General features: G+C 74.5%; 17 protein-coding genes and 1 pseudogene. 3 read left to right on the top strand and 15 right to left on the bottom strand.

Annotated features, from left to right (window positions below):
* Positions 1-149: 149 nt before the first annotated feature.
* Both OU787_RS23320 and OU787_RS23315 read right to left on the bottom strand, forming a co-directional pair.
* Positions 150-1,517 carry a M16 family metallopeptidase gene (locus tag OU787_RS23320; RefSeq protein ID WP_030458034.1) on the bottom strand — a complete coding sequence of 456 codons (1,368 nt, stop codon included), beginning with the start codon at positions 1,515-1,517 and terminating at the stop codon, positions 150-152.
* A 17-nt stretch (positions 1,518-1,534) separates the two neighbouring features.
* Positions 1,535-2,866, bottom strand: a complete 1,332-nt coding sequence (locus OU787_RS23315; protein WP_030458033.1) for a M16 family metallopeptidase — start codon at positions 2,864-2,866, stop codon at positions 1,535-1,537.
* 237 nt (positions 2,867-3,103) lie between these two features.
* Here OU787_RS23315 and OU787_RS23310 point away from each other — a divergent pair.
* Both OU787_RS23310 and OU787_RS23305 read left to right on the top strand, forming a co-directional pair.
* Positions 3,104-5,553, top strand: a pseudogene (locus tag OU787_RS23310) (DNA gyrase/topoisomerase IV subunit A).
* A gap of 79 nt (positions 5,554-5,632) precedes the next feature.
* On the top strand, positions 5,633-6,547 hold the full coding sequence (locus tag OU787_RS23305) for a sucrase ferredoxin (RefSeq protein WP_268660446.1): 915 nt from the start codon (positions 5,633-5,635) through the stop codon (positions 6,545-6,547).
* 71 nt (positions 6,548-6,618) lie between these two features.
* Here OU787_RS23305 and OU787_RS23300 read toward each other — a convergent pair whose 3' ends face one another.
* The 6 genes from OU787_RS23300 to OU787_RS23275 form a co-directional block, all read right to left on the bottom strand.
* Positions 6,619-8,223 (bottom strand): solute symporter family protein, encoded by a 1,605-nt coding sequence (locus tag OU787_RS23300; protein WP_268660445.1) that lies wholly within the window; start codon positions 8,221-8,223, stop codon positions 6,619-6,621.
* Positions 8,220-8,636 (bottom strand): DUF485 domain-containing protein, encoded by a 417-nt coding sequence (locus OU787_RS23295; protein WP_030458029.1) that lies wholly within the window; start codon positions 8,634-8,636, stop codon positions 8,220-8,222. Before OU787_RS23295 ends, OU787_RS23300 begins: the two co-directional genes overlap by 4 nt.
* Before the next feature lie 113 nt (positions 8,637-8,749).
* Complete coding sequence (locus tag OU787_RS23290; protein WP_268660444.1) at positions 8,750-9,493, bottom strand: response regulator transcription factor; 744 nt, start codon at positions 9,491-9,493, stop codon at positions 8,750-8,752.
* Entirely contained in the window at positions 9,490-10,650 is a 1,161-nt protein-coding gene (locus tag OU787_RS23285; RefSeq protein WP_268660443.1) for a sensor histidine kinase, read from the bottom strand. Before OU787_RS23285 ends, OU787_RS23290 begins: the two co-directional genes overlap by 4 nt.
* Positions 10,651-10,742: 92 nt before the next feature.
* Positions 10,743-11,228: a CcdC protein domain-containing protein gene (locus OU787_RS23280; protein ID WP_268660442.1), complete on the bottom strand. Its 486-nt coding sequence runs from the start codon at positions 11,226-11,228 to the stop codon at positions 10,743-10,745.
* Positions 11,229-11,370: 142 nt separating this feature from the next.
* The gene (locus OU787_RS23275; protein WP_268660441.1) at positions 11,371-13,482 is read right to left on the bottom strand and encodes a DNA gyrase/topoisomerase IV subunit B; all 2,112 of its coding nucleotides are present in this window, start codon (positions 13,480-13,482) and stop codon (positions 11,371-11,373) included.
* A 472-nt stretch (positions 13,483-13,954) separates the two neighbouring features.
* Here OU787_RS23275 and OU787_RS23270 point away from each other — a divergent pair, with 472 nt between their 5' ends.
* The gene (locus OU787_RS23270; protein ID WP_030458024.1) at positions 13,955-14,185 is read left to right on the top strand and encodes a DUF7455 domain-containing protein; all 231 of its coding nucleotides are present in this window, start codon (positions 13,955-13,957) and stop codon (positions 14,183-14,185) included.
* A 111-nt stretch (positions 14,186-14,296) separates the two neighbouring features.
* Here the strand turns inward: OU787_RS23270 and OU787_RS23265 are convergent, their stop codons facing one another.
* From OU787_RS23265 to OU787_RS23235, 7 genes are all read right to left on the bottom strand, one after another.
* Positions 14,297-15,148 carry a S1 family peptidase gene (locus OU787_RS23265; protein ID WP_081966714.1) on the bottom strand — a complete coding sequence of 284 codons (852 nt, stop codon included), beginning with the start codon at positions 15,146-15,148 and terminating at the stop codon, positions 14,297-14,299.
* 245 nt (positions 15,149-15,393) lie between these two features.
* Positions 15,394-17,013 carry an RNA polymerase sigma factor gene (locus OU787_RS23260; RefSeq protein ID WP_030458022.1) on the bottom strand — a complete coding sequence of 540 codons (1,620 nt, stop codon included), beginning with the start codon at positions 17,011-17,013 and terminating at the stop codon, positions 15,394-15,396.
* Between the two features lie 422 nt (positions 17,014-17,435).
* Positions 17,436-18,308 carry a FadR/GntR family transcriptional regulator gene (locus tag OU787_RS23255; RefSeq protein WP_030458021.1) on the bottom strand — a complete coding sequence of 291 codons (873 nt, stop codon included), beginning with the start codon at positions 18,306-18,308 and terminating at the stop codon, positions 17,436-17,438.
* Positions 18,309-18,543: 235 nt separating this feature from the next.
* Complete coding sequence (locus OU787_RS23250) at positions 18,544-19,344, bottom strand: hypothetical protein (RefSeq protein WP_268660440.1); 801 nt, start codon at positions 19,342-19,344, stop codon at positions 18,544-18,546.
* Positions 19,345-19,355: 11 nt separating this feature from the next.
* Positions 19,356-21,068 (bottom strand): ATP-binding cassette domain-containing protein, encoded by a 1,713-nt coding sequence (locus OU787_RS23245; protein WP_268660439.1) that lies wholly within the window; start codon positions 21,066-21,068, stop codon positions 19,356-19,358.
* Between the two features lie 270 nt (positions 21,069-21,338).
* Entirely contained in the window at positions 21,339-22,097 is a 759-nt protein-coding gene (locus OU787_RS23240) for an NUDIX hydrolase (protein ID WP_030458018.1), read from the bottom strand.
* A gap of 114 nt (positions 22,098-22,211) precedes the next feature.
* The gene (locus OU787_RS23235) at positions 22,212-24,440 is read right to left on the bottom strand and encodes an amylo-alpha-1,6-glucosidase (RefSeq protein WP_442788644.1); all 2,229 of its coding nucleotides are present in this window, start codon (positions 24,438-24,440) and stop codon (positions 22,212-22,214) included.
* Between the last annotated feature and the right edge of the window lie 488 nt (positions 24,441-24,928).

Here is a 24,928-nt window from a genome sequence, read left to right as displayed (position 1 = left end):
CCTTCCGCACTGTGTCCGACCGCGCGGCTGTCGCCCGGTCGGGGATATCTACCCACGCCGCGCCGACGGCGCGCAAGGCATTAAAAACGGGCGGGAACGCCGAGGGCCCGGCGGGGCTGACGCCCCGTCGGACCCCCGTGCGCGGACGGCTAGTTGGCGAGGACCGTGACGTCCCCGATGCCGAGCGCCTTGACCGGCTCGGCGATCACCGAGGCGTCGCCGACCAGCACGGTGACCAGCCGGTCCGGCGGGAACGCGGCGACCACGGCGCGGGTGGCGGCCGCGGTGTCCAGCTCGGCCAGCTTCCGGTAGAAGTCCGCCTGGTAGGTGTCCGGCAGGTACTGCTCGACCTGGTCGGCCAGGGTCGCGGCGACCGAGCCGGCCGTCTCGAACTTCAGCGGGGCGACGCCGACCAGGAACTGCACGGCCTCCTCCCGCTCCGCGTCGGTCAGGCCCTCGGCGGCCAGCGTCCGCAGGATGGTCCAGGTGTCCTGCAGCGCCGGCGCGGTGGACTCGGTGTCCACCGAGCCGCTGATCGCCAGCAGCCCGCGACCGGTGCCGTCGGCGGACGAGCGCAGCGCCTGGGCGAACGCCCGCACGCCGTAGGTGTAGCCCTTCTCCTCGCGCAGCACGCGGTCCAGCCGGGAGGTGAGGGTGCCGCCGAGGCAGTAGGTGCCGAGCACCTGCGCGGCCCACACCGGGTCGTGCCGGTCCGGGCCGATCCGGCCGATCAGCAGCTGGGTCTGGACCGAGCCGGGCCGGTCGACGATGACCACCCGCCCGGTGTCGTCGCCCGCCACCGGGCCGTGCACGGCCGGCTCCCGGGCCTCCGCGGTCCACCGGCCCAGGGTGGACTCCAGCAGCCCGGCCAGCTCGACGCCGGTGAGGTCGCCGACCACCACGGCGGTGGCGGTGGACGGGCGCAGGTGGGCGTCGTAGAACGCCTTGACCGCGTCCCGGTCGATCCGCTTGACGGTGTCGGCGCTGCCGGACCGCGGCCGGGACAGCCGGTCGGCGGCCGGGAACAGCTCGGCGTACAGCGCCTTGGCGGCGCGCCGGGCCGGGTTGGCCTGCTCGTGGACGATCTCGTCGAGGCGGTTGGCGACCAGCCGCTCGATCTCGTCGGCGGGCAGCGCGGGGGCGCGCAGCGCGTCGCCGAGCAGGGTCAGGCCGCGCTCCAGCCGGGAGGCCGGGACCTCCAGCGAGACCCGGATCGCCGGGTGGTCGGCGTGCGCGTCCAGGGTGGCGCCGGCCCGCTCCAGCTCGCCCGCGAACTCCTCGGCGCTGAGCGTGTCGGTGCCCTCGGACAGCGCCCGGGACAGGATCGAGGCGACGCCGTCCAGGCCCTCCGGTTCGGCGGCCAGCGGCGCGTCCAGCACCACGTCGACGGCGACCAGCTGCTGGCCGGGGCGGTGGGAGTGCAGCACCGTCAGCCCGTTGGCCAGGGTGAGCCGCTCGGGCGCCGGGAACGCCCACGGGGTGGGGGTGCCGGGCTGCGGCTGCGGGTGGAACTCCATCGCGGGGGTGTAGTCGCTCACGCCGCCGCCTCCTCGTCGCTGTCGTTGCTGTCGTCGGCGTCGCCGCCGGTCGGCTCGTACACCAGCACGGCCCGGTTGTCGGGGCGCAGCCGGGCGGCGGCGACCGCCCGGACCTCCTCGGCGGTGACGTCGAGGACCTTCGGCAGGGCGCTGTTGACGAGCTTCGGGTCGCCGAACAGGACGGCGTAGCGGCAGAGTTCGTCGGCCCGGCCGGCCACCGTGGTGAGCCGGTCCAGCCACTCGCGCTCGATCTGCGCCTGGGCCCGTTCGAGTTCCTCGGCGGTGGGGCCCTCGGCGGCGAACCGGGCCAGCTCCTCGTCGACGGCCGCGTCGATCTGCTCCAGGGTGGCCTCGCCGCCCGCCTTGACGTCCAGCCAGCCGAGCGAGGGCGCGCCGGCCAGCCGCAGCAGGCCGAAGCCGGCCGCGACGGCGGTGCGGTCGCGGCGCACCAGCCGGTTGTAGAGGCGGGAGGACTCGCCGCTGCCCAGGATGGTGAGCGCCAGGTCGGCGGCGTCGGCCTCCCGGGTGCCGTCGTGCGGGAGCCGGTAGGCGGCCATCAGGGCGCGGGACGGCACGTCCTCGCGGACCAGCTCGCGCACCTCGGCGCCGAGGGTCTCCGGCAGGGCGCCGTCGCGCGGCGGCTGCTTGCCGTCGTGGGCCGGGATCGAGCCGAAGTACTTCTCCACCCAGGCGATGGTCTGCTCCGGGTCGAGGTCGCCGACGATCGCCAGCACCGCGTTGTTGGGCGCGTAGTAGGTGCGGAAGAACGACCGGGCGTCCTCCAGCGTGGCGGCGTCCAGGTCGGCCATCGAGCCGATCGGGGTGTGGTGGTAGGGGTGGCCGTCGGGGAAGGACAGCGCGGTGAGCTTCTCGAACGCGGTGCCGTAGGGCACGTTGTCGTAGCGCTGGCGGCGCTCGTTCTTCACCACGTCGCGCTGGTTCTCCATGGACGTCTCGTCCAGCGCGGCCAGCAGCGAGCCCATCCGGTCGGCCTCCAGCCAGAGCGCGAGCTCCAGTTGGTGGGCGGGCATGGTCTCGAAGTAGTTGGTGCGCTCGAAGCTGGTGGTGCCGTTGAGCGAGCCGCCGGCGCCCTGGACCAGTTCGAAGTGGCCGTTGTTGGAGACGTTCGCCGAGCCCTGGAACATCAGGTGCTCGAAGAGGTGGGCGAGGCCGGTGCGCCCCTTGACCTCGTGTCGGGAGCCCACGTCGTACCACAGGCACACCGCCGTGACCGGGGTGAGGTGGTCCTCGGAGAGCACCACCCGCAGGCCGTTGGCCAGGCGGTGTTCGGTGATGGCGAGGCCGCTTGCGGGCGCGGGGTTGGCCATGCGGGGTCCTTCCCGTCGTCGGTTCCGGAGTGTTCCGGGCCGGGGGCGTGTGACGTCCCCATTGTGGTGCAACGCCGGGTGCCGCCGTCAGGTGTCCGGGAGCGGGACGCGTTCGCCAGCGGCGGAAGCGGCCCGGGTGACGGGTGCTGTCCCACCGAGGGTCCACAATGGGGGGCGTTCGCGCCCGCGTCCGCCCACCCCCATGTCCCGCATGTACCGCAAGGGAGCCCCGCAGCGATGGCCCGCCGCAGTTCGCCCACCCCGCCGCCCGGTGACTTCGAGGAGCGGATCCTCGACGTCGATGTCGTGGACGAGATGCAGGGCTCGTTCCTGGAGTACGCCTACTCGGTGATCTACTCCCGGGCCCTGCCGGACGCCCGGGACGGCCTCAAGCCGGTGCACCGCCGGATCCTCTACCAGGCCAACGAGATGGGCCTGCGCCCGGAGCGCGGCCACGTCAAGTGCGCGCGCCTGGTCGGCGAGGTGATGGGCCGGCTGCACCCGCACGGCGACGCCTCGATCTACGACGCCGTGGTGCGCCTGGCGCAGCCGTTCTCGATGCGGCTGCCGCTGATCGACGGCCACGGCAACTTCGGCTCGCTCGGCAACGACGACCCGCCGGCCGCGATGCGCTACACCGAGTCGCGGCTGACCGCGGCCTCGATGTCGCTGGTGGAGTCGATCCACGAGGACACCGTCGACTTCGGCCCGAACTACGACGGCTCCGAGCAGGAGCCCCAGGTGCTCCCCTCGGCGTTCCCGAACCTGCTGGTCAACGGCGCCACCGGGATCGCGGTCGGCATGGCCACCAACATGCCGCCGCACAACCTGTCCGAGGTGGTCGCCGCCGCCCGGCACCTGATCAAGCACCCCTCCGCGGACCTCGACGCCCTGATGCGGTTCGTCCCCGGCCCCGACCTGCCCACCGGCGGCCGGATCGTCGGCCTCTCCGGCATCCGGGACGCGTACGAGTCCGGCCGCGGCACCTTCAAGATCCGCGCCACCACCTCGATCGAGAACGTCACCGCCCGCCGCAAGGGCATCGTGGTCACCGAACTGCCGTACTCGGTCGGCCCGGAGAAGGTGATCGGCAAGATCAAGGACCTGGTCAACGCGAAGAAGCTGCAGGGCATCGCCGACGTCAAGGACCTCACCGACCGCGAGCACGGCCTGCGCCTGGTCATCGAGGTGAAGAACGGCTTCGTCCCCGAGGCGCTGCTGGAGCAGCTGTACAAGCTGACGCCGATGGAGGAGACCTTCGGCATCAACAACGTCGCGCTGGTCGACGGGCAGCCGCTGACGCTGGGCCTCAAGGAGCTGCTGGAGGTCTACGTCGACCACCGCTTCACGGTGGTCAAGCGGCGCAGCGACTTCCGCCGCCGCAAGCGCCAGGACCGGCTGCACCTGGTCGAGGGCCTGCTGGTCGCGCTGGTCGACATCGACGAGGTGATCGCGATCATCCGCAGCAGCGACGACGCGGGCCAGGCCAAGGACCGGCTGATGGAGCGCTTCGGCATCTCCGAGATCCAGACCGCGTACATCCTGGACACCCCGCTGCGCCGGCTCACCCGCTTCGACCGGGTCGAGCTGGAGGCCGAGCAGGCCAAGCTGCTCAAGGAGATCGCCGAGCTGACCGAGATCCTGGAGTCCGACACCAAGCTGCGCTCCGTGGTCTCCTCCGAACTCGCGGCCGTCTCCAAGCAGTTCGGCACCGAGCGGCGCACCGTGCTGCTGGAGGCCGGCTCGGTGCCGTCCGCCGCGCTGTCGGTGCCGCTGGAGGTCGCCGACGACCCGTGCCGGGTGCTGCTCTCCTCCACCGGGCTGCTGGCCCGCACCTTCGACCTGGAGCCGGTCGGCGAGCAGGACGCGGCCCGCGCCAGGCACGACGTGCTGGCCTCCGCCGTCCCCGCCACCGCCCGCGGCGACGTCGGCCTGGTCACCACGGCCGGCCGGGTGCTGCGCCTGCCGGTGATCGACCTGCCCGCGCTGCCCCCCGGCACCTCGACGCTGTCCGGCGGCGCGGCGGTCTCCGAGTTCCTCCGGCTGGAGGCCGACGAGCGGCCGATCGCGCTGACCACCCTGGACGAGTCCTCCCCCGGCCTGGCGCTCGGCACCGTGCAGGGCACGGTCAAGCGGGTGGTGCCCGAATGGCCCGCCAACAAGGACGAGTTCGAGGTGATCGCGCTCAAGGACGGCGACGCCGTGGTCGGCGCGGTCGAACTGCGCACCGGCGAGGAGGACCTGGTCTTCATCACCTCCGACGCCCAGCTGCTGCGCTACCCGGCCGGCCAGGTCCGCCCGCAGGGCCGCCCGGCCGGCGGCATGGCCGGCATCAAGCTGGCCGACGGCGCGAAGGTGCTCTCCTTCGCCGCGGTCGACCCGGCGCAGGACGCGGTGGTGCTGTCGGTCGCGGCCGCCTCCGGCACGCTGGCCGGCGAGGAGCAGACCAGCTGGAAGCTCACCCCGTTCGACCAGTACCCGCGCAAGGGCCGGGCCACCGGCGGCGTCCGCTGCCAGCGCTTCCTGCGCGGCGAGGACGGCCTCGCCTTCGCCTGGGCCGCCCGCTGCCCGCCCTCGGCGCGACCACCACCGGCCGGCCCGTCGCGCTCCCCGAGCGCGACCCGCGCCGCGACGGCTCCGGCACCCCCGTCCCGTCCCCGATCGGCGCGGTCGGCACCCGGATGTGACCCCCGCCCCGGGCCCCGCACGGGGCCCGGGGCCCGCCGTCTCCGCCCCGTCCCTGCCCGGGCGGCGGTTCGCACTAGGGTGGGGCGGGTGAGCACCTGTACGACGCTGTCGCACGAACTGGCCGAGCCGCTGGCCGCCACCGCGGCCACCGCCACTACCTGGCTGCTGATCGAGCAGTCCGGTCCGTGGGGGGCGCGGGCGGTGACCGAGAGCCACCTCGACGCCGGCCTCGGGGCCGCCCTGGAGGCCGCCGCGGACGGCACCGGCGTCCGGATCGCGCTGATCCGCCGCCCGGGCCGGCACGCCGACGGCGACGCCACGGCCCGGCACGAGGTGCTGCTCGCGCACACCTCGCCGGCCGACCCGTGGGTCCGCCGCGGGCACGTCGCCGACCCCGCCGAGCTGCTCGGCCTGGACTTCGCCGCGCTCGGCGCGGGCGACCACGGCTCCTTCGGCGCCCCGCACGTCGGCGGCCCGATCGCCCTGGTGTGCACCAACGGCCGCCGCGACCGCTGCTGCGCGCTGCTCGGCCGCCCGCTGGCCGCCGACCTGGCCGCGGCCGGCCACAGCGAGGTCTGGGAGGTCACCCACCTCGGCGGCCACCGCTTCTCGCCGACCGTGCTGGTGCTGCCGCACGGCTACGCGTACGGGCGGCTGACCGCCGAGTCCGCCAAGGAGGTGCTGGCCGCGACGGCGGCCGGCCACACCGTCCCGGCGCACTCCCGCGGCCGCTCCTACTGGCCGCGTCCGGCCCAGGCCGCCGAGCAGGCGGTCCGCGAGCTGTCCGGCGAGACGGCCGCCGACGCGCTGACCCTGCACCCGTCCCCCGGCGGCTCCCCCTGGACGGTCGAGGTGCGGCACGCCGACGGCCGCCGCTGGCGGGCCACCGTCACCGAGTCCCGCAGCGAGCCGCCGCGCCCGGAGAGCTGCGGCAAGAACCCGGGCACCCCGTCCCGGATGGACGTCGTCGCGCTGGAGGCCCTCTCCGCCTGACCGCGCGCGGAACGGCCGGGGCCGCGGCAGGAGGATCGACTCCCGCCGCGGCCCCGGCCGTTCCGCGGCCGCTAGGCGGCGCCCGCCCCGGTCAGGGCGCGCACCTCCAGTTCGGCGTAGCCGTCCTCGTCCGGCGGCTCCCGGTCCAGGACGGTGCCCAGCCAACCGGCCAGGAAGCCGAGCGGGATGGAGACCAGGCCCGGGTTCTCCAGCGGGAACCAGTGGAAGTCCAGACCGGGCAGCACGGAGGTCTTCGCGCCGGAGACGACCGGCGAGAACAGCACCAGCACCACCGCCGGGACGAGGCCGCCGTACACCGACCAGACCGCGCCGCGGGTGGTGAACCGCTTCCAGAACAGCGAGTACAGCAGGGTCGGCAGGTTGGCCGAGGCGGCCACCGCGAAGGCCAGGCCGACCAGGAAGGCGACGTTCAGCCGCTGCGCGAACAGGCTGAGCACGATGGCGAGTCCGCCGATCACGACGGCGGAGATCCGGGCCGCGATCACCTCCTCGCGCTCGGAGACCTGCCGCTCCTCGGGGCGGCGCCAGGCCCGCGCGTACAGGTCGTGGGCGAAGGCCGCCGAGGAGGCCAGGGTGAGGCCGGCCACCACGGCGAGGATGGTGGCGAAGGCGATCGCGGAGATCACCGCGAACAGCAGCAGGCCCCAGGTGGAGTCCGGCCCGCCGCCGAGGTCGAGGGCGAGCAGCGGGACGGCCGTGTTGCCGGCCGGGTTCGAGGCCCGGACGGCCTTGGCCCCGACCACCGCGCCGGCCCCGAGGCCGAGCAGGATCGCCATCAGGTAGAAGCAGCCGATCAGCCCGATCGCCCACATCGTGGAGCGCCGGGCGGCCCGCGCCGTGGGCACGGTGTAGAAGCGGCTGAGGATGTGCGGCAGGCCCGCGGTGCCGAGCACCAGGGCGAGGCCGAGGCTGACGAAGTCGAGCCGGCTGATCGGGCTGGAGCCGTACCGCAGCCCGGGTTCCAGGTACTTGTCGCCGACGCCGCTGTGCTGCGCGGCGGCGTTCATCAGCGCGCCGAAGTCGCCGTGGAAGCGGGCCACCACCAGCACCGTGAGCAGCACCGAGCCGGCCACCAGCAGGAACGCCTTGACGATCTGGATCCAGGTGGTGGCGCGCATCCCGCCGACCGTCACGTAGACGATCATCAGGCCGCCGACCGCGACGATGGTCCAGCCCTTGGCGGCGCCGCTGTCGGTGCCGAGCAGCAGGGCGACCAGGCTGCCCGCGCCGACCATCTGCGCGATCAGGTACATCAGGGTGACGACCATGGACGCCAGTCCGGCCGCGGCGCGCACCGGCCGCTGGCGCATCCGCAGCGCCAGCACGTCGGCCAGGGTGTAGCGGCCGGCGTTGCGGACGAGTTCGGAGACCAGCATCAGCACGACCAGCCAGGCGACCAGGAAGCCGATGCTGTAGAGCACGCCGTCGTAGCCGTACAGCGCGATCAGGCCGGTGACGCCGAGGAAGGACGCGGCGGACAGGTAGTCGCCGGAGAGCGCGAAGCCGTTCTGCAGCGGCGAGAAGTCGCGTCCGCCGGCGTAGAAGTCCTCGGCGGCGTGGCCGCGGCGGCCGACCCAGACGGTGATGGTGAGGGTGACGGCGACGACGACGGCGAACAGGGCCACCGCCAGGCCGTGGCTGGGGTGTGGGGTCATCGCAGTTGGTCCTGGGTGTCCCAGCGCAGTTCGAGGGCTGCTCGGTCGCGCTTGGTGCGGGCGTTGCGGGCGTAGAGCCAGGTCAGCAGGAAGGTCGAGGCGAACTGGCCGAGGCCGAGCAGCCAGGCCAGGTTGAGCGGCCCGGCGACCCGCTCGCGCATCAGCTCCGGCGCGAACGCCTGGGCCGCGACGAACAGCAGGTACCAGGCCAGGAACCCGGCGCTGGCCGGGAAGACGAACGAGCGGTAGCCGCGCCTGATCTCCTGGAACGCGTCGCTGTCCTGGACGCTGCGGTAGACCTCCCGCCCGACCCGTTCCTCCGGCGGGGCCGGTTCCGCGGTCCGCCGCTGCCCCACCACCCGGGGCCGGGAGGCGGCCGCGGCCCACCAGTCGACTCTCTCCTGCTGCGCCACAGCCGACACCTCATCAATTCGGTCACTACGACCGAACCATGATGGAGCGTCACAAACCCCACCACGAAACCCGCGCAGATACGTTCACCCGAACCAGCTACCTGAACGTGGGTTTACGAACCGTCCGAAATTCCATGCTTGAAGGCGTACGCCACGGCCTGGGCCCGGTCCCGCACCGCCGTCTTGGCGAAAAGGTTGTTGATATGTGTTTTCACCGTTGCGGGGCTGACGAACAACCTTCCGGCGATCTCCGCGTTGGACAGACCGGCCGCGATCAGCGCCAGCACCTCGGCCTCCCGCTGGGTCAGCCCGTCCGGCAGCGCCGGGCGCCCTGGCACCGGTGCGGACCCGGCCGCCGGTGCGGGCGGAGCGGCGGCGGGTGCCGGCGGGGCAGCGGCGGGCACCGGTGGCGCGGCGGACCCCGGCCCGCCCGACAGCCGCTCCAGCAGCCGCAGTTGGACCTGCGGGGAGAGCCCGGCCGCGCCCGAGCGGACGTCCGCGACGGCGCGGGCGATCTCCTCCGCGCCGGCGTCCTTGGTGAGGAAGCCGCGCGCGCCGGCCTGCAGCGCGGAGAACAGCGAGTCGTCGTCGGCGTAGGTGGTGAGCACCACCACCTCGGTGCCGGGGTGCTCGGCCCGGATCCGCCGGGTCGCCTCCACCCCGTCGCAGCGCGGCATCCGCAGGTCCATCAGCACCACGTCGGGGGCGTGTTCGGCGACCAGCCGCAGCGCCTCCTCGCCGTCCGGTGCCGAGCCGACCACCGTGATGCCCGGCAGCAGGCCGAGCAGCATCACGATGCCCTCGCGCACCACGGTCTGGTCGTCGGCGACCACCACCCGGATCGGTCCGTCCGTCACGCCGGCACCCGCAGCAGCACGCGCCACCCTCCCTCCTCGGGGCCCGCCAGCAGTTCGCCGCCGAGCAGTTCCGCGCGTTCGCGCATCCCGAGCAGACCGTACCCGTTCCCGCTGCCGCCCAGCACCGGGTGGGCCCCGCGCGGGGCACCGGAGTTGCGCACCACCAGCTCCACCTCGTCCTCCCGGTAGCCGAGCCGGACGTCCACCCGGCTGCCGGGCGCGTGCTTGCGGGCGTTGGTGAGCGCCTCCTGGGCGACCCGGCGCACCGCCAGCCCGGCCTCGGCGGGCAGCGGCCGGGGCACCCCGTCGACGGCCAGCCCGGCCCCGGCCCCGGCGGCCAGTTGGGCCACGAACTCGGCGACCGGCGCGAACTCGCCGCGCAGCGCGGACAGCGCCTGCCGGGTCTCGGCCAGCCCGTCCTGCGCCATCCGCCGGGCGGCGACCACCCGTTCGCGGACCTCGGCCCGCTCGGCCCCGGCGTCCAGCATCAGCCGGGCCGCCTCCAGGTGCACCAGCTGCGCGGACAGGCTGTGCGCCAGCACGTCGTGGATCTCCCGGGCGATCCTGGCCCGTTCGGCGAGCGCCGCGCTCTCGGCCTGCGCGACCTGCGCGGCCCGTTCCTGGGCGAGCAGGGCGCGCTGCGCGGAGCGGGCCTGGCCGTCCAGCCGCAGCAGGTAGCCGAGCAGGCCCATACCGCCCGCGACGGCCAGCATGGCCAGCAGCGAGTCGTCCGTGCCGAAGCCGTAACCGGCCAGCGCCGCACCGGCGGTGAGCAGTCCGGCGGCCAGCGGCAGCCGGACCACGGCGAGCACCGCGAGTCCGCACCAGATCACCGAGGCCAGCGTCCTGGCACCGCCCTCGTCGGCCAGCGCGGCGTACCCCAGCAGCCCGGCGGCGCAGGCCAGCGTGGGCCACAGCCGCTGGGCCCGGCAGAAGTGGTACCAGCCGGTGAACAGCACGGCGGCGGCGGCGATCCAGCCGATCGGGACCAGCACCAGCCAGCCCCGGTAGTGCAGTTCGCCGAAGGTCCCGAACACCACGGCGCCCAGCATGCAGAGCCGGCCGAAGAAGGAGATCGCCATCCGGGCCCGCGAGTCGCGCTCCCGGATCGGGACGTCCCGGTCGGGCCACCTGGTCCACCGGTCCAGCGTGCTCACCTGCGGGTCCTCTCTCGACGGCTCGACGGCGGTGCCGCCGACCCCCGTTGCGGGGGCCGGCGGCGGGGTGGTGACGGGGTGGTGACGGTCGGTCAGGCGGCCAGGCCGTGCAGCTTGCCGCCGCCCAGCTGCCGGGACCGCCACTGGACGGCCGCCGAGCGGACCAGCAGCAGCAGGCCCAGCGAGAGCAGCAGCACGCTGCTGGACTGGTGGACGTGCAGCGCGGCGCCCACCCCGTACCAGGCGGCCCGGATCAGGATCGCGCCGACCCAGGCGAACACCGTGGCGGTGGTGCCCTTGCTCCACAGCGTGCCGTCCGTCTCGCGCCAGATCCGCACCGTCCAGCCCCAGGCGCAGCCCATCCCGGCGGTGGTGAGCATCGAGCCGGCCAGCAGGACGGCGGCGGCGACCCGGTGGTGCGGGTCGATCAGCACCGGGTCGCGCAGCGCGACGGCGGCGAGCACCAGCGGCAGCAGCCAGAAGCGGCGCTCGGTGTCCAGCCGGCGGGCCCGCAGCTGCCGGCCCACCACCAGGACGATCACGGCGGCGGCGATCAGGACGTCGGACAGGGCGGTCATTTCGGGTGCCTCCCGGGCGGGGTGGTTTCGACACCCTGAACGCTACGGACCGCGGGCCCGCCGGTCCTCGGAGCGGGGGTTGATCCACCGCGCGGAGGGCTCTCCACCCTGGGGTGGAGAGCCCTCCGCGGACCGGGGCCGCTCAGGCGTCGATCCGGGACCGGTCCAGGGTGGCCGCCGAGTCGACGATGAACTCCCGCCGCGGCGCGACGTCGTTGCCCATCAGCAGGTCGAAGGTCTTCTCCGCGGAGTCCAGGTCGCCCAGGTTGATCCGGCGCAGGATCCGGAACCGCGGGTCCATGGTGGTCTCGGCCAGCTGGTCGGCGTCCATCTCGCCGAGGCCCTTGTAGCGCTGGATCGGGTCCTTCCAGCGCAGCCCCTTGCCCTGGAACTGCAGCAGGGTGCGCCGCAGTTCGGCGTCGGAGTAGGTGTAGTGGTACTTCTCCTGGCCGCGCTTGGGGTTGGTCAGCTCGATCCGGTGCAGCGGCGGCACCGCGGCGAACACCCGGCCCTGCTCGACCATCGGCCGCATGTAGCGGTGGAACAGCGTCAGCAGCAGGGTGCGGATGTGCGAGCCGTCGACGTCGGCGTCGGCCATGAAGATGACCTTGCCGTAGCGGGCCTGGTCGATGTCGAACGTCCGGCCCGAGCCCGCTCCTATCACCTGGATGATCGAGGCGCACTCGGCGTTCTTGAGCATGTCGCTCACGGACGCCTTCTGGACGTTCAGGATCTTGCCGCGGATCGGCAGCAGCGCCTGGAACTCGGAGTTCCGGGCCAGCTTGGCGGTGCCGAGCGCGGAGTCGCCCTCGACGATGAACAGCTCGCTGCGGTCCACGTCGTCGCTGCGGCAGTCGGCCAGCTTGGCGGGCAGCGAGGAGGTCTCCAGCGCGGTCTTCCGGCGCTGCGCCTCCTTGTGCTGCCGGGCGGCGACCCGGGTGCGGGCCGCCGCGACGACCTTCTCCAGCACCGCCCGGGCCTGGAGCTTCTCGTCCTTCTTGGCCGAGGTGAGGAAGGCCTTGAGCTCCTTGGCGACCACGGCCGCGACGATCCGGTTGGCCGCCGAGGTGCCGAGCACCTCCTTGGTCTGCCCCTCGAACTGCGGCTCGGCGAGCCGGACGGTGATGACCGCGGTCAGGCCCTCCTGCGCGTCGTCCTTGCTGACGTCGTCCTCGGCGACCCGCAGCAGCTTGCTCGCCCGCAGCACCTCGTTGACGGTCTTGGCGAGCTGCCGCTCGAAGCCGGTGACGTGGGTGCCGCCCTTGGGGGTGGCGATGATGTTGACGAAGGACCGCTGGGTGGTCTCGTAACCGGCGCCCCAGCGCAGCGCGATGTCCACCCCGAGCTCGCGGGTGACCTCGGTGGGGGTCATGTGCCCGAACTCGTCGAGCACCGGCACGGTCTCCTTGAAGGTGCCCTCGCCGCGCAGCCGCAGGACGTCGGAGACGGCCCGGTCGGGGGCCAGGAACTCGCAGAACTCGCTGATCCCGCCGTCGTAGCGGAAGGTCTCCTCGCCGATCTGCTCGCTCTCGGTGAGCCGTTCGTCGCGCACCACGATGGTCAGCCCGGGCACCAGGAAGGCGGTCTGCCGGGCCCGGCTGTGCAGCGACTCCAGCGAGAGCTTCGCGTCCTTGAGGAAGATCTGCCGGTCCGCCCAGTAGCGGATCCGGGTGCCGGTGCGGCCGCGGGTGACCTTGCCCTTCTTGGTCATGCCGGCGGCGGGCTTGAAGTCGGCGTCCTGTTCGGGACCGGCGAAGCTGCCGGGGACGCCCCGCCGGAAGCTGATCGCGTGGGTGGCCCCGTGCCGGTCCACCTCCACGTCGAGGCGGGCGGACAGCGCGTTCACCACCGAGGCGCCGACGCCGTGCAGACCGCCCGAGGCCGCGTACGAGCCGCCGCCGAACTTTCCGCCCGCGTGCAGCTTGGTGTACGCGATCTCGACGCCGGACAGCCCGGTCTTGGGCTCGATGTCCACCGGGATGCCGCGGCCGTTGTCGCGGACCTCGACCGAGCCGTCCTGGTGCAGCAGCACCTCGATCCGGTCGCAGAAACCGCCCAGCGCCTCGTCGACCGAGTTGTCGATGATCTCCCACAGGCAGTGCATCAGGCCGCGGCTGTCGGTCGACCCGATGTACATGCCCGGCCGCTTGCGGACCGCTTCGAGCCCCTCGAGGACGAGCAGATGCCGCGCGGTGTAGTCGGACCCGCCCTCACCGGTCACCAGAGAGGACGGGCCGGTCTTTTCTCCACTCACGCTCTGCACTCCTCCATGACGTTGACGGACACCCCCGCATGCTCTCAGCAACTGAGATCCGGGTCGCTGAGGTCCGCGCTCCTTGTACGCGCTGCGCGAACAAGGTTCCCGCCCCGGGGGCGGTTCCCAGCCTGCCATCTCCTGCCGACACCACGGGTCCTGGCGGATCCGGGCGGCCGGGGAGGGCTGCGGAGCTGCTGCGATGCGGTCCAACGGGTTCCGGGACGGGGCTTATGCTCCAACCCAGCGGAGGATTATGCTACGCGGACCTCGCACCCCGGCCCGATCGGGCGTTCGAGGTGATCTGCCGGTCACGGGAATCGGCACGCATGAACCGCCGTTGTCCGGGGCACGTCCTCAACAACAAGACGACGGCAGAATCCTCAAAGAGAAAAGCCACGAGCGGGAACGAATTCGACCTGGTTGGATGTTGATCCTGGTACACAGCTCGTCGAGCTAGAGAAGAGGCGACGTGACTACTGTTCTGACCCCTGCGAGCCCGCTCACCGCGGCAGACCGCTGCGACCGTTGCGGCGCTCAGGCTTACCTGCGCGTCGTCCTCTCCAGCGGCGGAGAGCTGCTGTTCTGCGCCCACCACGGGCGCAAGTTCGAGCCCGAACTCAAGAAGATCGCCGTGGAGATACACGACGAGAGCGACCGCCTCTCCGGCACGTCGGCGACGGCCGAGGAGGGGGAGCGCTGACGCTCCCGCTGCTCCACCGAGCTGCCTGAACGGCCGGGTGGCCCTCCCCTCGGGGGCGGGCCACCCGGCCGTGGCGTTTCTTTCCGGCCACGGCCCGCGGTGCGGTGTGGCTCACAGCACGTTGTGCACGGCCTCCGAGACCGCCGCGATCCGGGTGTACACCCCGGGGTGGTCGGCCTCCGCGCAGCCCGCGCCCCAGGAGACCAGCCCGGCCAGCCGCCCGCCCACCAGCAGCGGCCCGCCGCTGTCGCCCTGGCAGGCGTCCTTGCCGCCCTGCGCCTCCCCCGCGCACACCATGCTGCGGGCGTCGTACGCGCTGTCCGAGCCGCCCGGGTAGGCGTGGCCGCAGGCCTCGTCCGAGATGACCGGCACGGTGACCTGCCGCAGCGTGTTCGAGTAGCTGCCGTTGCCCCGGGTGTCGCCCCAGCCGAACACGGTGGCCGGGGTGCCCGCCGCGTACGGCTCGGTCTCGCCCGGGTTCACCATCTCCAGCACCGGCCGGCCGTCCTGCGGCTCGGTCAGGGTGAGCACCGCCACGTCCCGGGTGTTCGCGGTGAAGCTGTAGCCCGGGTCGATCCACACCCCGCGCACCGCCACCTCCCGCCCCGCGGTGCCCCGCAGGTCGTCCCGGCCGACGATCACCCGCAGCCCGGGCCGGTCGGTGGGGCGGGCGGTGGTCTCGTCGTAGAAGCAGTGCGCCGCCGTGACCACCTTGGTCGGGCTGATCAGCGCCCCGCCGCAGAACTGCCCGGAGCGGGCCGAGCCGAACTGCTGCCGGCTGGCCAGCGCCACCATCCACGGGTGGTCCCCGGTGCTGGCACCGGTACCGCCGATGATCCGCCGCTGCGCGACGGCCGGCCCGGCCGCGCCCAGCGCGACCAGCGGGGCGGGCAGGGCGGCCAGGGCGACGAGCGCGACCGCCCGGCGGCGGAGCCGAGGCGCGAACGTGTCCAGGATGGGCACCGGTTCTCCAGGGGTTCGGCGGGGTGCGGGGTTCCGCGCACGGAGCGGGGCGCGGTGCGGGCCCGACCGGCGCGCGGACGGGCTGCCGCTCCGTCACGCGACAACCGGCCCAGCGTAGTCATCCGCTCACCCGCCGTGCCCGCACCTCCGCTCGCCGCCACCCCATCGGGCGACCCCCGGACACGCGAACGGGCCCCTCCGCCGGTGGCGGAGGGGCCCGTCCAGGTGACTCGGACCGACCGGGATCAGTCCAGGTAGTCGCGCAGCACCTGGGAGCGCGACGGGTGGCGCAGCTTCGACATGGTCTTCGACTCGATCTGGCGGATCCGCTCGCGGGTCACGCCGTAGACCTTGCCGATCTCGTCCAGCGTCTTCGGCTGGCCGTCGGTCAGGCCGAAGCGCATCGAGACCACGCCCGCCTCGCGCTCGGACAGGGTGTCCAGCACGGAGTGCAGCTGCTCCTGGAGCAGGGTGAAGGAGACCGCGTCGGCCGGGACGACCGCCTCGGAGTCCTCGATCAGGTCACCGAACTCGCTGTCGCCGTCCTCGCCGAGCGGGGTGTGCAGCGAGATCGGCTCGCGGCCGTACTTCTGGACCTCGATGACCTTCTCGGGGGTCATGTCGAGTTCCTTGGCCAGCTCCTCCGGGGTGGGCTCGCGACCCAGGTCCTGGAGCATCTGGCGCTGCACGCGGGCCAGCTTGTTGATGACCTCGACCATGTGCACCGGGATGCGGATGGTGCGGGCCTGGTCGGCCATGGCGCGGGTGATCGCCTGCCGGATCCACCAGGTCGCGTAGGTGGAGAACTTGTAGCCCTTGGTGTAGTCGAACTTCTCGACCGCGCGGATCAGACCGAGGTTGCCCTCCTGGATCAGGTCCAGGAAGAGCATGCCGCGGCCGGTGTAGCGCTTGGCCAGCGAGACCACCAGGCGGAGGTTGGCCTCCAGCAGGTGGTTCTTGGCGCGGCGGCCGTCCTCGGCGATGATCTCCAGCTCGCGCTTGAGCTTCGGGGCGAGCTTGTCGGCCTGGCTCAGCTTGTCCTCGGCGAACAGGCCGGCCTCGATCCGCTTGGCGAGTTCGACCTCCTGCTCGGCGTTGAGCAGCGGGACCTTGCCGATCTGCTTGAGGTAGTCCTTGACCGGGTCGGCGGTGGCACCGGCGACCGCGACCTGCTGGGCCGGGGCGTCGTCCTCGTCGTCGTCCGAGAGCACGAAGCCCTGGTCGGTCTCCTCCTCGGCCTCGCCCTCCTTGCCGTCGCCGGGCAGGGCCACGTCCTCGAGGAGCTCCTCCTCGCCGACCATGTCCTCGTCGCCCTTGGCGCCGGGCTTGCCGGCCGCGGCGGTCTTCTTGGCAGCGGTCTTCTTGGCGGGGGCGGCCTTCTTGGCCGCCGCCTTCTTCGCCGGGGCGGCGGCCTTCTTGACGGCGGCCTTGGCCTCGGCGACCTCGATGGTCTCGACGACGGTGACCTCGGTGCTGGTCACCGAGGCGGCCACCGACACCGACGGGGCGATGGTCGCCGCGGGGGCGATCCGCACCGGGGGCTTGGTCTGGGCGACCGGCGTGCGGGTGGTGACCGCCTTGGTCGCGGTGCGCTTGGTGGTGCTCTTGGCCGCGACGCTCTTGCGCTTGGCGCCGGCCGGCTCCGCCGCGCTGACCATCAGCTCCACCCCCTCCTCAATCAGCACCTGGTTGAGGCTGCGCATGACGTTCTTCCACTTGGTGACCGGGATCTGGTCCGCCTCGAACGCGTGGCGCACGTCGTCACCGGCGATCTGCCCCTGGGCCTTGCCCCGCTCGATGAGCGCCAGCAGTGCCGCGGACTCGGCGATCTCGGGGGGAAGGGAACGGGATGTGCTGGCCGACACGAACAACCTCTCGGACGATGAGTGGACACGAACCCGCACCGACCGGCCCGACTGCTCGGGCTCGGGCGGGTGGACGGTGACCGGGGTCTGCAGGACGGCAGCAGCGCCGCGGACCATCACAGCCGACTGGCTTGTGGTGATATTCCGGAGCTGCTTCCGCTCCGTACACATCGCTGCCGCCCCTCAAGTGTTACGCATGCCCGTCGTGGCGCCCGTCACACCACCCGAGCGCCGGTGCGGGCAGCCCCCGAGCGGCCTATCCGCGGGGCCGGACCGGGGTCCGCGCGGGCGCTCCGGCGGGCAGCGGGGCCCGGGGTCCGGGCCCGGTGGGCGGGCTCCGATGTGCCGATGGCCCCTCGGCTGCGCGGGGTGGGGCAGCAGAAGGGCCATCCGGTCGGGGCGACGGGCGCGGTCCCGGCCGCTCAGTGCTCGCGCGGCGCGGGGACGGCGTGCTCGACGTCCGGGTGGACGGTGAGCAGCGCGCGGACGGCGGCCTCGGCGGCGGTGCCGTCGCCGGTGCCGAGCGCGTCCACCAGCCGGGCGTGCAGGCTGACCGCCGAGTCGGACGGGCGCTCGCAGGTGGTGCCGGAGCCGCCGGAGACCTGGAGCGCGCCGGCCACGATGCCGGACAGGTGCTCCAGCATCCGGTTCGCGGCCATCTGCAGCACCAGGCCGTGCAGTTCGGCGTCGGCCCGGGAGTAGCTGACCAGGTCGCCCTGGCCGCCGGCCTGGCCCATGATCTCGGTCAGCTCGACCAGCCGGTGCTGGACGTCCTCCCGGCCGTGGCCGGCCGCCAGGCGCGCGGCCAGCGGCTCGATCGCCCAGCGCAGCTCGAACAGCTCTCGGCGCTGCTCGTCGCGCTGCGGGCCGAAGGCGCGCCACTCGATGATGTCGGGGTCCAGCAGGTTCCAGTCGCTCACCGGGCGGACCCGGGTGCCGACGTTCGGCCGGGCCGAGACCAGGCCCTTGGCCTCCAGCACCCGGAGCGACTCGCGCACCACGGTGCGGGAGACCTCGAATCGCTGGCCGATCTCCTCCGGCACCAGCGGGCGGTCGGCGCCCAGGTCGCCGGAGACGATCATCTGGCCGAGCTGCTGGACCAGCTGGCCGTGCAGGCCGCGGCCGCGGCTGCTGGTGGTCTTCCGACCGACCCGGGCGAGGTCGTTCTCCGCCCCCTCCCAACGGGGTGCGGGCGGGGTCGGGCGGTCGGCGTACGGGAAACGGTCCAACTCGGAGGCGGAGATCGACTCGGCCTGGCGAGCGGCGGTCACGGTGGGGTGCGCAAGGGTACTCACGCCATCCTTTGTCGGCGATCGGCGGATCCGCCTTGAGCATTCTCGTGAAAAGCACACGAAAGGGTGATCGGCCGTGTCTGGATAATTGACTTCTTATCAGTTGGAAATGCGCATACCGGTCATCAGTGGCTGTTTTCCCCCGTGGTTGCTCCCACCCCGCCTGTCACACCGTCAGGGCGCTTCCCGCTGCCGTTCCCTTGTCGACCGCCGCCGTTTCCCGGGCGGAAGCTCCTGGTCACAGGCTCCGGCGGCGCAGCTGGACCAGCACCGCCGCCAGCACCAGCAGGGCGGCCGGGGCCAGCAGCGCGGCGGCCACCGTGCCGTCCAGCGCTCCGGCGGTCCGGTCGGCGGCGCCGCGGACCCAGTCCAGGCCGTACTGGAAGGGCAGCAACTCCCTTACCCAGACCGGCCAGTTGCGGCCAGTGCGGTGCAGCAGCAGGCCCGCGGTGGGCTCCAGCAGGGCGGGCAGCGCGCCGGTCAGCAGGACGCCGGCCAGGGCGCTGCGCACCAGCGAGGTGATCAGCAGACCGGCCCAGCCGCCGGCCACCGCCAGCACCGCGTACGCCGCCAGCGGGCGGCCGATCCCGCCCGCCGCGAACGGGCCGACCGGCAGGTCCGACAGGTCGAGCAGCGCCGACGCGTCCACTCCGGCGGGCAGCGCGAGCCTCACCGCGACGGCGTTCACGCCGAGGACGGCCACCGCCAGCAGGGCCGTCGCCGCGCCCACCACCAGCGACTTCGCCAGCAGCGCGCCCAGCCGGCGCCCCAGGGTCACCCGCGAGGCGGGCAGGCCCGGCCAGCGCGCCTCGTTGCCGTAGGCCAGCGCGCCGAGCACCGCCGCCGCGAGCGCGGTCAGCGGCAGCGGCAGGACCGGCACCACCGCCGCGACCGACCGCACGGCGTCCGGCACCGCCAACTCCCCGGCGGGCAGCCGGATCGCCGAGAACGCCGCCAACGCCGCGTTCACCAGCAGCGCGCCCGCGACCACCACCCACGTGGAGCGCACCCCGCGCAGCCGACGCACCTCACTCGCCACCAACCGCACGGTCACTCACTCCCGTTCTCGTCGCCGACGGCGCCGCGTCGCGCCGCCCCTTGCGGATCCACCGCGCCCGCACCGCCCGGCCGGACCTCGTCCGCCGACCGCGACCGCTCCGCCGGTTCGGCCCGCCCGGCCGGCCGCAGTTCGGCGGTCGCCGCCGACCAGGGACGCCCCGGGAACGGCCGGACGGGGGCGGCGGGCCGCTGGCCGACTCCCCTGATCCGGGCGGGAGTCAGCAGCTCCGCGTCGGTCGGGTTGGCGGCCAACTGCTCGGTGTCGACCGCGGCGGTGTCGACCGCGGCGGGGCCGGGCTCCGGCTCCACCGCTGCTGGCACCGCCGCTGCCGTTGCTGGTGCCGCTGTCGCTGCCGGTCGGCCGAGCGCGGAGGCGCCGCGGGGCGTCCGCCGGGTCAGGTCGACGGGGAACGCCGGCGGTACTGGTGCGGTTTGGGCGGGGGCGGTCGGCGCGGGCACGGACACCGCCGGGGTACGAGGCTCGGCCTGGGCCGGGGCCGGGGGATTCGGTGCGAGGGCGGCGGTGGCCCAACGGCCGGCCTGCAGGCCACGGTGGTCGAGCGGGCGCTCGGGCTCCGGCCCGGCGGGGCGGCCGACGGTCGCGGGGCGCTGCTCGCCGGAACGCTGCTCACCGGGGGCGGGCGCGCCGGGGTGGTCGGCTCCGGGGTGGGCCGCGCCGGGGCCGTCCGCACCGTCCGCGCGGAGGCCGGACGCGCCGGCGGGCTGTGCGGTGCGGCCGGACTGCGACTGCGGTTGCTGCTGCGGGTTCTGACGGGGCGTCCGGATCGACACCTGGCCGGAGCGGCCCGAACTGCCGGGCAGGGCGGCGGGGTAGGAGACCGGGCGCTCCGCCACCCGGTCGGCCAGCTCGTGCAGCAGGATGCCGTTGCGGTAGGCGAGTTCGCCGACCTCGGTGCGGTCGATGCCGCTCACCGCGAGACCGGCGCCGCCGTCCCGCCGGACCTGGCCGCCCTGGGCGACCAGCAGGTCCGCGAGGCGGGCCATCTGCGGGCCCCGGACCAGGACTTCGGGGTGCAGCCTGGTGCGGCGGAACTCCACCACCGGCTGGTCGGCGGCCAGCCGGCCCGCGTCCAGGGTGACCACCCGGTCGGCGAGCGCGGCGGCCTCCGCCGGGGAGCGGGTGGTGGTCAGCACGGTGCCGCCCGAGAGCGCGAAGGAGCGCAGGAAGGCGCCGAACCACTCCTCGTTGCTCGGGGACAGTCCCTCGGTGGGGGCGTCCAGCAGCAGCGTCGAGGGGGTTCCGAGCAGGGCGGCGGCCAGCGCGAGGCGGCGGTGCATGCCGGGCGAGAAGGTGCCGATCCGGTGGTCGGCGACGGCGGCGAGCCGGGTCTGCTCCAGCAGGTCGTCGGCCCGGCGCGCGGGAACGCCGACCGCACCGGCCAGCATCCGCAGGTGGGCCCGGGCCCGCTGCCCCGGGTGCCCGGCCTCCGGGCGGCCCGCGGCCAGCAGGACCCCGATCTCCCGCTCCGGGCGCCGGATCCGCCGGTACGTCCGGCCGTCGAACAGGGTGAGGCCGTGGCCCCGCTCCAGTTCGACCATCAGCCGGAGCGCGGTCGACTTGCCCGCGCCCTCGTCGCCGAGCAGCGCGGTGACCATCCCGGGACGGGCGTCGAAGGTCAGGTCCAGCACCGCGGGGGGACGCCCCCGCCGGTACGCCTTGGTCAGTCCGGTGATCTGGATCATCGCCGCCCGCTCCCTCGCCTGCCGACGGACCGGGGATGTCCACCTGGCCCGAGCCTGCACAGTAGGGCGCGGAAGCGGGGAAACCGGGCATTCCGGATGGGTCGTGAGCGGTGTTAGCACCGACCTCACCCGTACAGGCGACAGCCCTCCCACCGCGCTGACGCCTTCCTCACGGACCGTCACCACCCGTCGGCAGCAACGGCCTTGGGGTCGGAACCGGCCGTCCTGCTGCGGTTCCGGCGCGGAGCCAGCGGGCGGCTGACCCCGGGGTCAGGATTCGGGGCGCAGCATCGGGGGGTTGAGGACGGTGGCGCCGCCCGCGGTGAACAGCTGGGCGGGGCGGCCGCCCTGACGGGTCGTGGTGCCGCCGGAGGGCAGCAGGAAGCCCGGGGTGCCGGTGACCTTGCGGTGGAAGTTGCGCGGGTCGAGCACCACGCCCCAGACCGCCTCGTAGACCCGGCGCAGCTCGCCGACGGTGAACTCCGGGGGGCAGAAGGCGGTGGCCAGCGAGGAGTACTCGATCTTGGAGCGGGCGCGCTCCACCCCGGCCGCCAGGATCTGCCCGTGGTCGAACGCGAGCAGCACGCCGTCGTTGCGCTCCTCGCCGAGCAGTTCGCTCACCGGCGCCCACCGGGCGCTGCTGGCGTCGCCGCCCGCGCGGGGCGACGGCAGGTCCGGGGCGAGGACCAGGTAGGCGACGCTCACCACCCGCATCCGGGGGTCCCGCTGCGGGTGCCCGTAGGTGGCGAGCTGCTCCAGGTGCGCGCCCGCGGGGGCCTGTCCGGCCGGGAGGCTGCCCGGCAGCGACTGCGCCCGCAGCCCGGTCTCCTCCGCCAGTTCGCGGGACGCCGCCTCGGCCAGGCCCTCGTCCAGCCGGACGAAGCCGCCGGGCAGCGCCCAGTAGCCCTGGAACGGTGCCTCGCCGCGCTTCACCAGCAGGGCGCACAGCTCGTGGTCGCGCACCGTCAGCACCACCAGGTCAACCGTGACTGCGAACGGGGGGAAGGCCGACGGGTCATAGCGCGACATGCCGCCGATCTTAGTCGTCTCTCTGACGATAATCACAGACCACGGTGCCTTTCCCCTCTCTCCGGGCCGCCCCGGACCGTCCTTCCCAAGCCGTCCGCCCCGGCGGGGCCGAGTTCAGCCGGCGGCGAGTTGCAGGAACGACGGCGCCTCCTCCACGACCGCGACGCCGATCCGGCTGACCCGGACCGAGAACGGCTCGCCGGCCACCCGCAGGCCGGTCAGTTCCAGTGCGCCCAGCGGGGCGGTGCTCGCCGGGCGGGTGGCCACCCGGCCTGACGGGACGTCGGGGCGGACGCCCGCCAGCGAGAGGACCAGGTGCACGGCGGCGGCCGCGGAGACCCCGGCCGGGCGGCAGGCCGCCGGGTGCGGGACGGGCGGGCAGTCGGCGACCTTCTGCTCGCCGGCGTACATCTCCGGCAGGCGGCCCTCGAAGTGCGCGGACGCCTCCAGCAGGCCCTCCAGCAGTATTTCGGCCTCCCGCTCGAACCCGGCGTCCACCAGGCCGCTCACCGCGAGCGCGGTCTCCTGGACCCGCACCGCACCGCTGCGGTGGCCGAGCGGGTTGAAGCGGGGGGACTTCGCGCTCAGGGTGCGCAGGCCCCAGCCGCAGTCGAGCTCCGGCGTCACCAGGCGCTGGGCGAGCACTCTGGTCTGCTCCCGGTCGAGCAGGCCCTCGTGCAGTTCGCCCTCGGCGGCCAGGCCCAGGTCGAAGAGGTGCACCAGGGTGGAGGCGACGGCGGGCACCGGCCGGTCCGGGGCCAGCAGGGCGGCGGCCGGACGGCCGCCGGACAGGTCGTCGATCCAGAACTGTTCGCGGAACCGTTCCCGCAACTCGGCGGCCCAGGACCGCCACTGCGCCCCGCCGGGCCGGTCGAAGGCATCGAGCAGGTCGGCGCCCTGGAGGGCCGCCCGGTGGGCCTGGGCCTGGACCTCGCAGCGGGCCGGGCCGGGGCGCGCGGCGCGCTCCTCCGCCGGCCGGCCGAAGTCGGCGACGAACCCGACCGGGCCCTCCGGCCCCTCCACCAGTGCGGACCGCAGCGCGCCGAGGGCCCGCTCCGCCGCGGGCAGCAGTTCGGCGACCTCGGCCCGGGGCATGCCCCAGCGCCAGGCCTCCGCCAGCACCGTGACGAACAGCAGGGTGGCCTCCGTCGCGGTGCAGCTGGCCGGGAGTTCGGGCCCGCCGTGCCGCAGCGGGCCGGGGATCACCCCGTCCATCGTCTGCGCCGCCGGACCGGCCTCGCCGCCGGACGGGTTCGGCCCGCCCACCGGACCGGTGGCACCCCCCGGCACCGGACCGGCCGCGCCGGTTCCGGCACTCTCCGGGGCTGACGCCCCGTCACCCGGCGTGGCGTCGGTGGGCCGGGGCGCGGGAGCCGGGGCGGGAGCGGCGGGCGGGGCTGCCTGGTGCTGGCGGCGGGCGACGGCCCGCAGGGTGCCGGCGGCGAGCCGGGTGCCGAGCGGCAGGGTCATCCTGGCGGCCCAGAGCGCGTCGGCGGCGGTGAGGCCGAAGCGCCAGGGTGCGCCCGAGGCGGTGTAGAGGTCGGTGGGGCGGTCCGCGTCGGCGAGCAGCAGGCCGCCCAGCGAATCCAGGGCGCGGGAGACCAGGCGGGCGGCCCGGCGGTCGTCGGCCCGGACCTCGGGCTCGGACCAGGGCAGCGGCACCCCGGGACCGCGCCCGGTCGGCGGCCGCCCCGTCGACGGGGTCTCCAGTTCGGCGCGGAGCTCGACCGACCAGCGGGCGCCGGGCTGGATCTCCAAGTCCCAGCGCAGCACGCCCGCTCCGGCCAGCACCGCGTGCGGCGAGGGCCGGGCGCTGACGGTCGCCGCCCGGCCCTGGCCGACCCAGCGCAGGCCGGACGACTGGACCTGGCCCGGCAGGTCGGCCGAGCGGCGGCCCGCCGCGATGTCGGTGAGCAGGCCGAGGTCGGTGCCGAGCGCGATCTCCAGCGGGAGCCTGGCCGGCCGGGCGCCCGTGTTGCGGACCGTCACGGTCTCCGCGCCGTCGGCGTGCCGCAGCCGCTCGACCGTCAGCACCGGGTCCGGGTCGAGGTCTCCCGGCACCCGGACCGAGCCGACGAACCGGGCCGCCGCCGCGGACGTCAGGGTGCCCTGGAGCGGGAGCGGCTCCATGCCGCCGAGCCGCAGCTCCATCCGGGCCAGGGTGCGCACCCCGTGCCGGAAGAAGCCGTGCATGCCCTGGCCCCGCAGCTGGCCGTCCGGCCCGGAGGAGGCCATGCCGGGGGCGTTGACGCACAGCACGTCGTGCGCGGCGGAGGGCTGCGGCCGGGGCGGCGCCGCCTGGCCGGACGGCCGGGCCGGACCGGCCGCGGGCACGCCCGCCACCTGCTCGGACCGGCCCGCGGGCGCCCCGCTCGGCGCCCCCGGCTGATCGGCGCGCGGGACCGGCCCGCCCCGCCCGGCCGCCGGGTGCCCCGGCCCCTGCCGCGTCACGGTGCCGTACGGCGGGGTGCCGCCCCCGTACGGCGCACCGCCGGCGGGGGTGCCGTACGGCGGTGTGGCGGCCGGAGGCGCGTACGGGTGGGCCGCCGGGTGGGCGGCGCCCGACGGCATGCCGTGCGGCGGCGTGCCGTAAGCGGGGGTGCCGTGGGCCGGAGTGCCGTACGCGGGAACGCCGTAGGCGGGGGTGCCGTACGCGGCGGCGCCGTGGGCCGGAACTCCGTGGGCCGGGGTGCCGGGAACCGCCGGGCCCGCTCCGGGCGTTCCTGGAGCAGAGCCGTTGGGCGTGCCGTGGGGAGGTGTGGCCTGACGGGGTGTCGGAGGGCCGACCGGCCGGGCCGGTGGCGCGGCGGCGGCACCGGACGTCGGCGGGT

The sequence above is a fragment of the Kitasatospora sp. YST-16 genome (assembly GCF_026802215.1).
Lineage (GTDB): Bacteria > Actinomycetota > Actinomycetes > Streptomycetales > Streptomycetaceae > Kitasatospora > Kitasatospora cineracea.
Note: the sequence above shows the minus strand (reverse complement) of the source record. Positions and strands in the feature narration are given on the sequence as shown.

Bases quoted from the DNA above. Each gene is read 5' to 3' on its own strand.
- OU787_RS23300 (WP_268660445.1), bottom strand. From the start codon at position 8,223: ATGACCCCACACCCCAGCCACGGCCTGGCGGTGGCCCTGTTCGCCGTC.
- OU787_RS23240 (WP_030458018.1), bottom strand. From the start codon at position 22,097: ATGTCGCGCTATGACCCGTCGGCCTTCCCCCCGTTCGCAGTCACGGTT.
- OU787_RS23280 (WP_268660442.1), bottom strand. From the start codon at position 11,228: ATGACCGCCCTGTCCGACGTCCTGATCGCCGCCGCCGTGATCGTCCTG.
- OU787_RS23320 (WP_030458034.1), bottom strand. From the start codon at position 1,517: ATGGAGTTCCACCCGCAGCCGCAGCCCGGCACCCCCACCCCGTGGGCG.
- OU787_RS23315 (WP_030458033.1), bottom strand. From the start codon at position 2,866: ATGGCCAACCCCGCGCCCGCAAGCGGCCTCGCCATCACCGAACACCGC.
- OU787_RS23245 (WP_268660439.1), bottom strand. From the start codon at position 21,068: ATGATCCAGATCACCGGACTGACCAAGGCGTACCGGCGGGGGCGTCCC.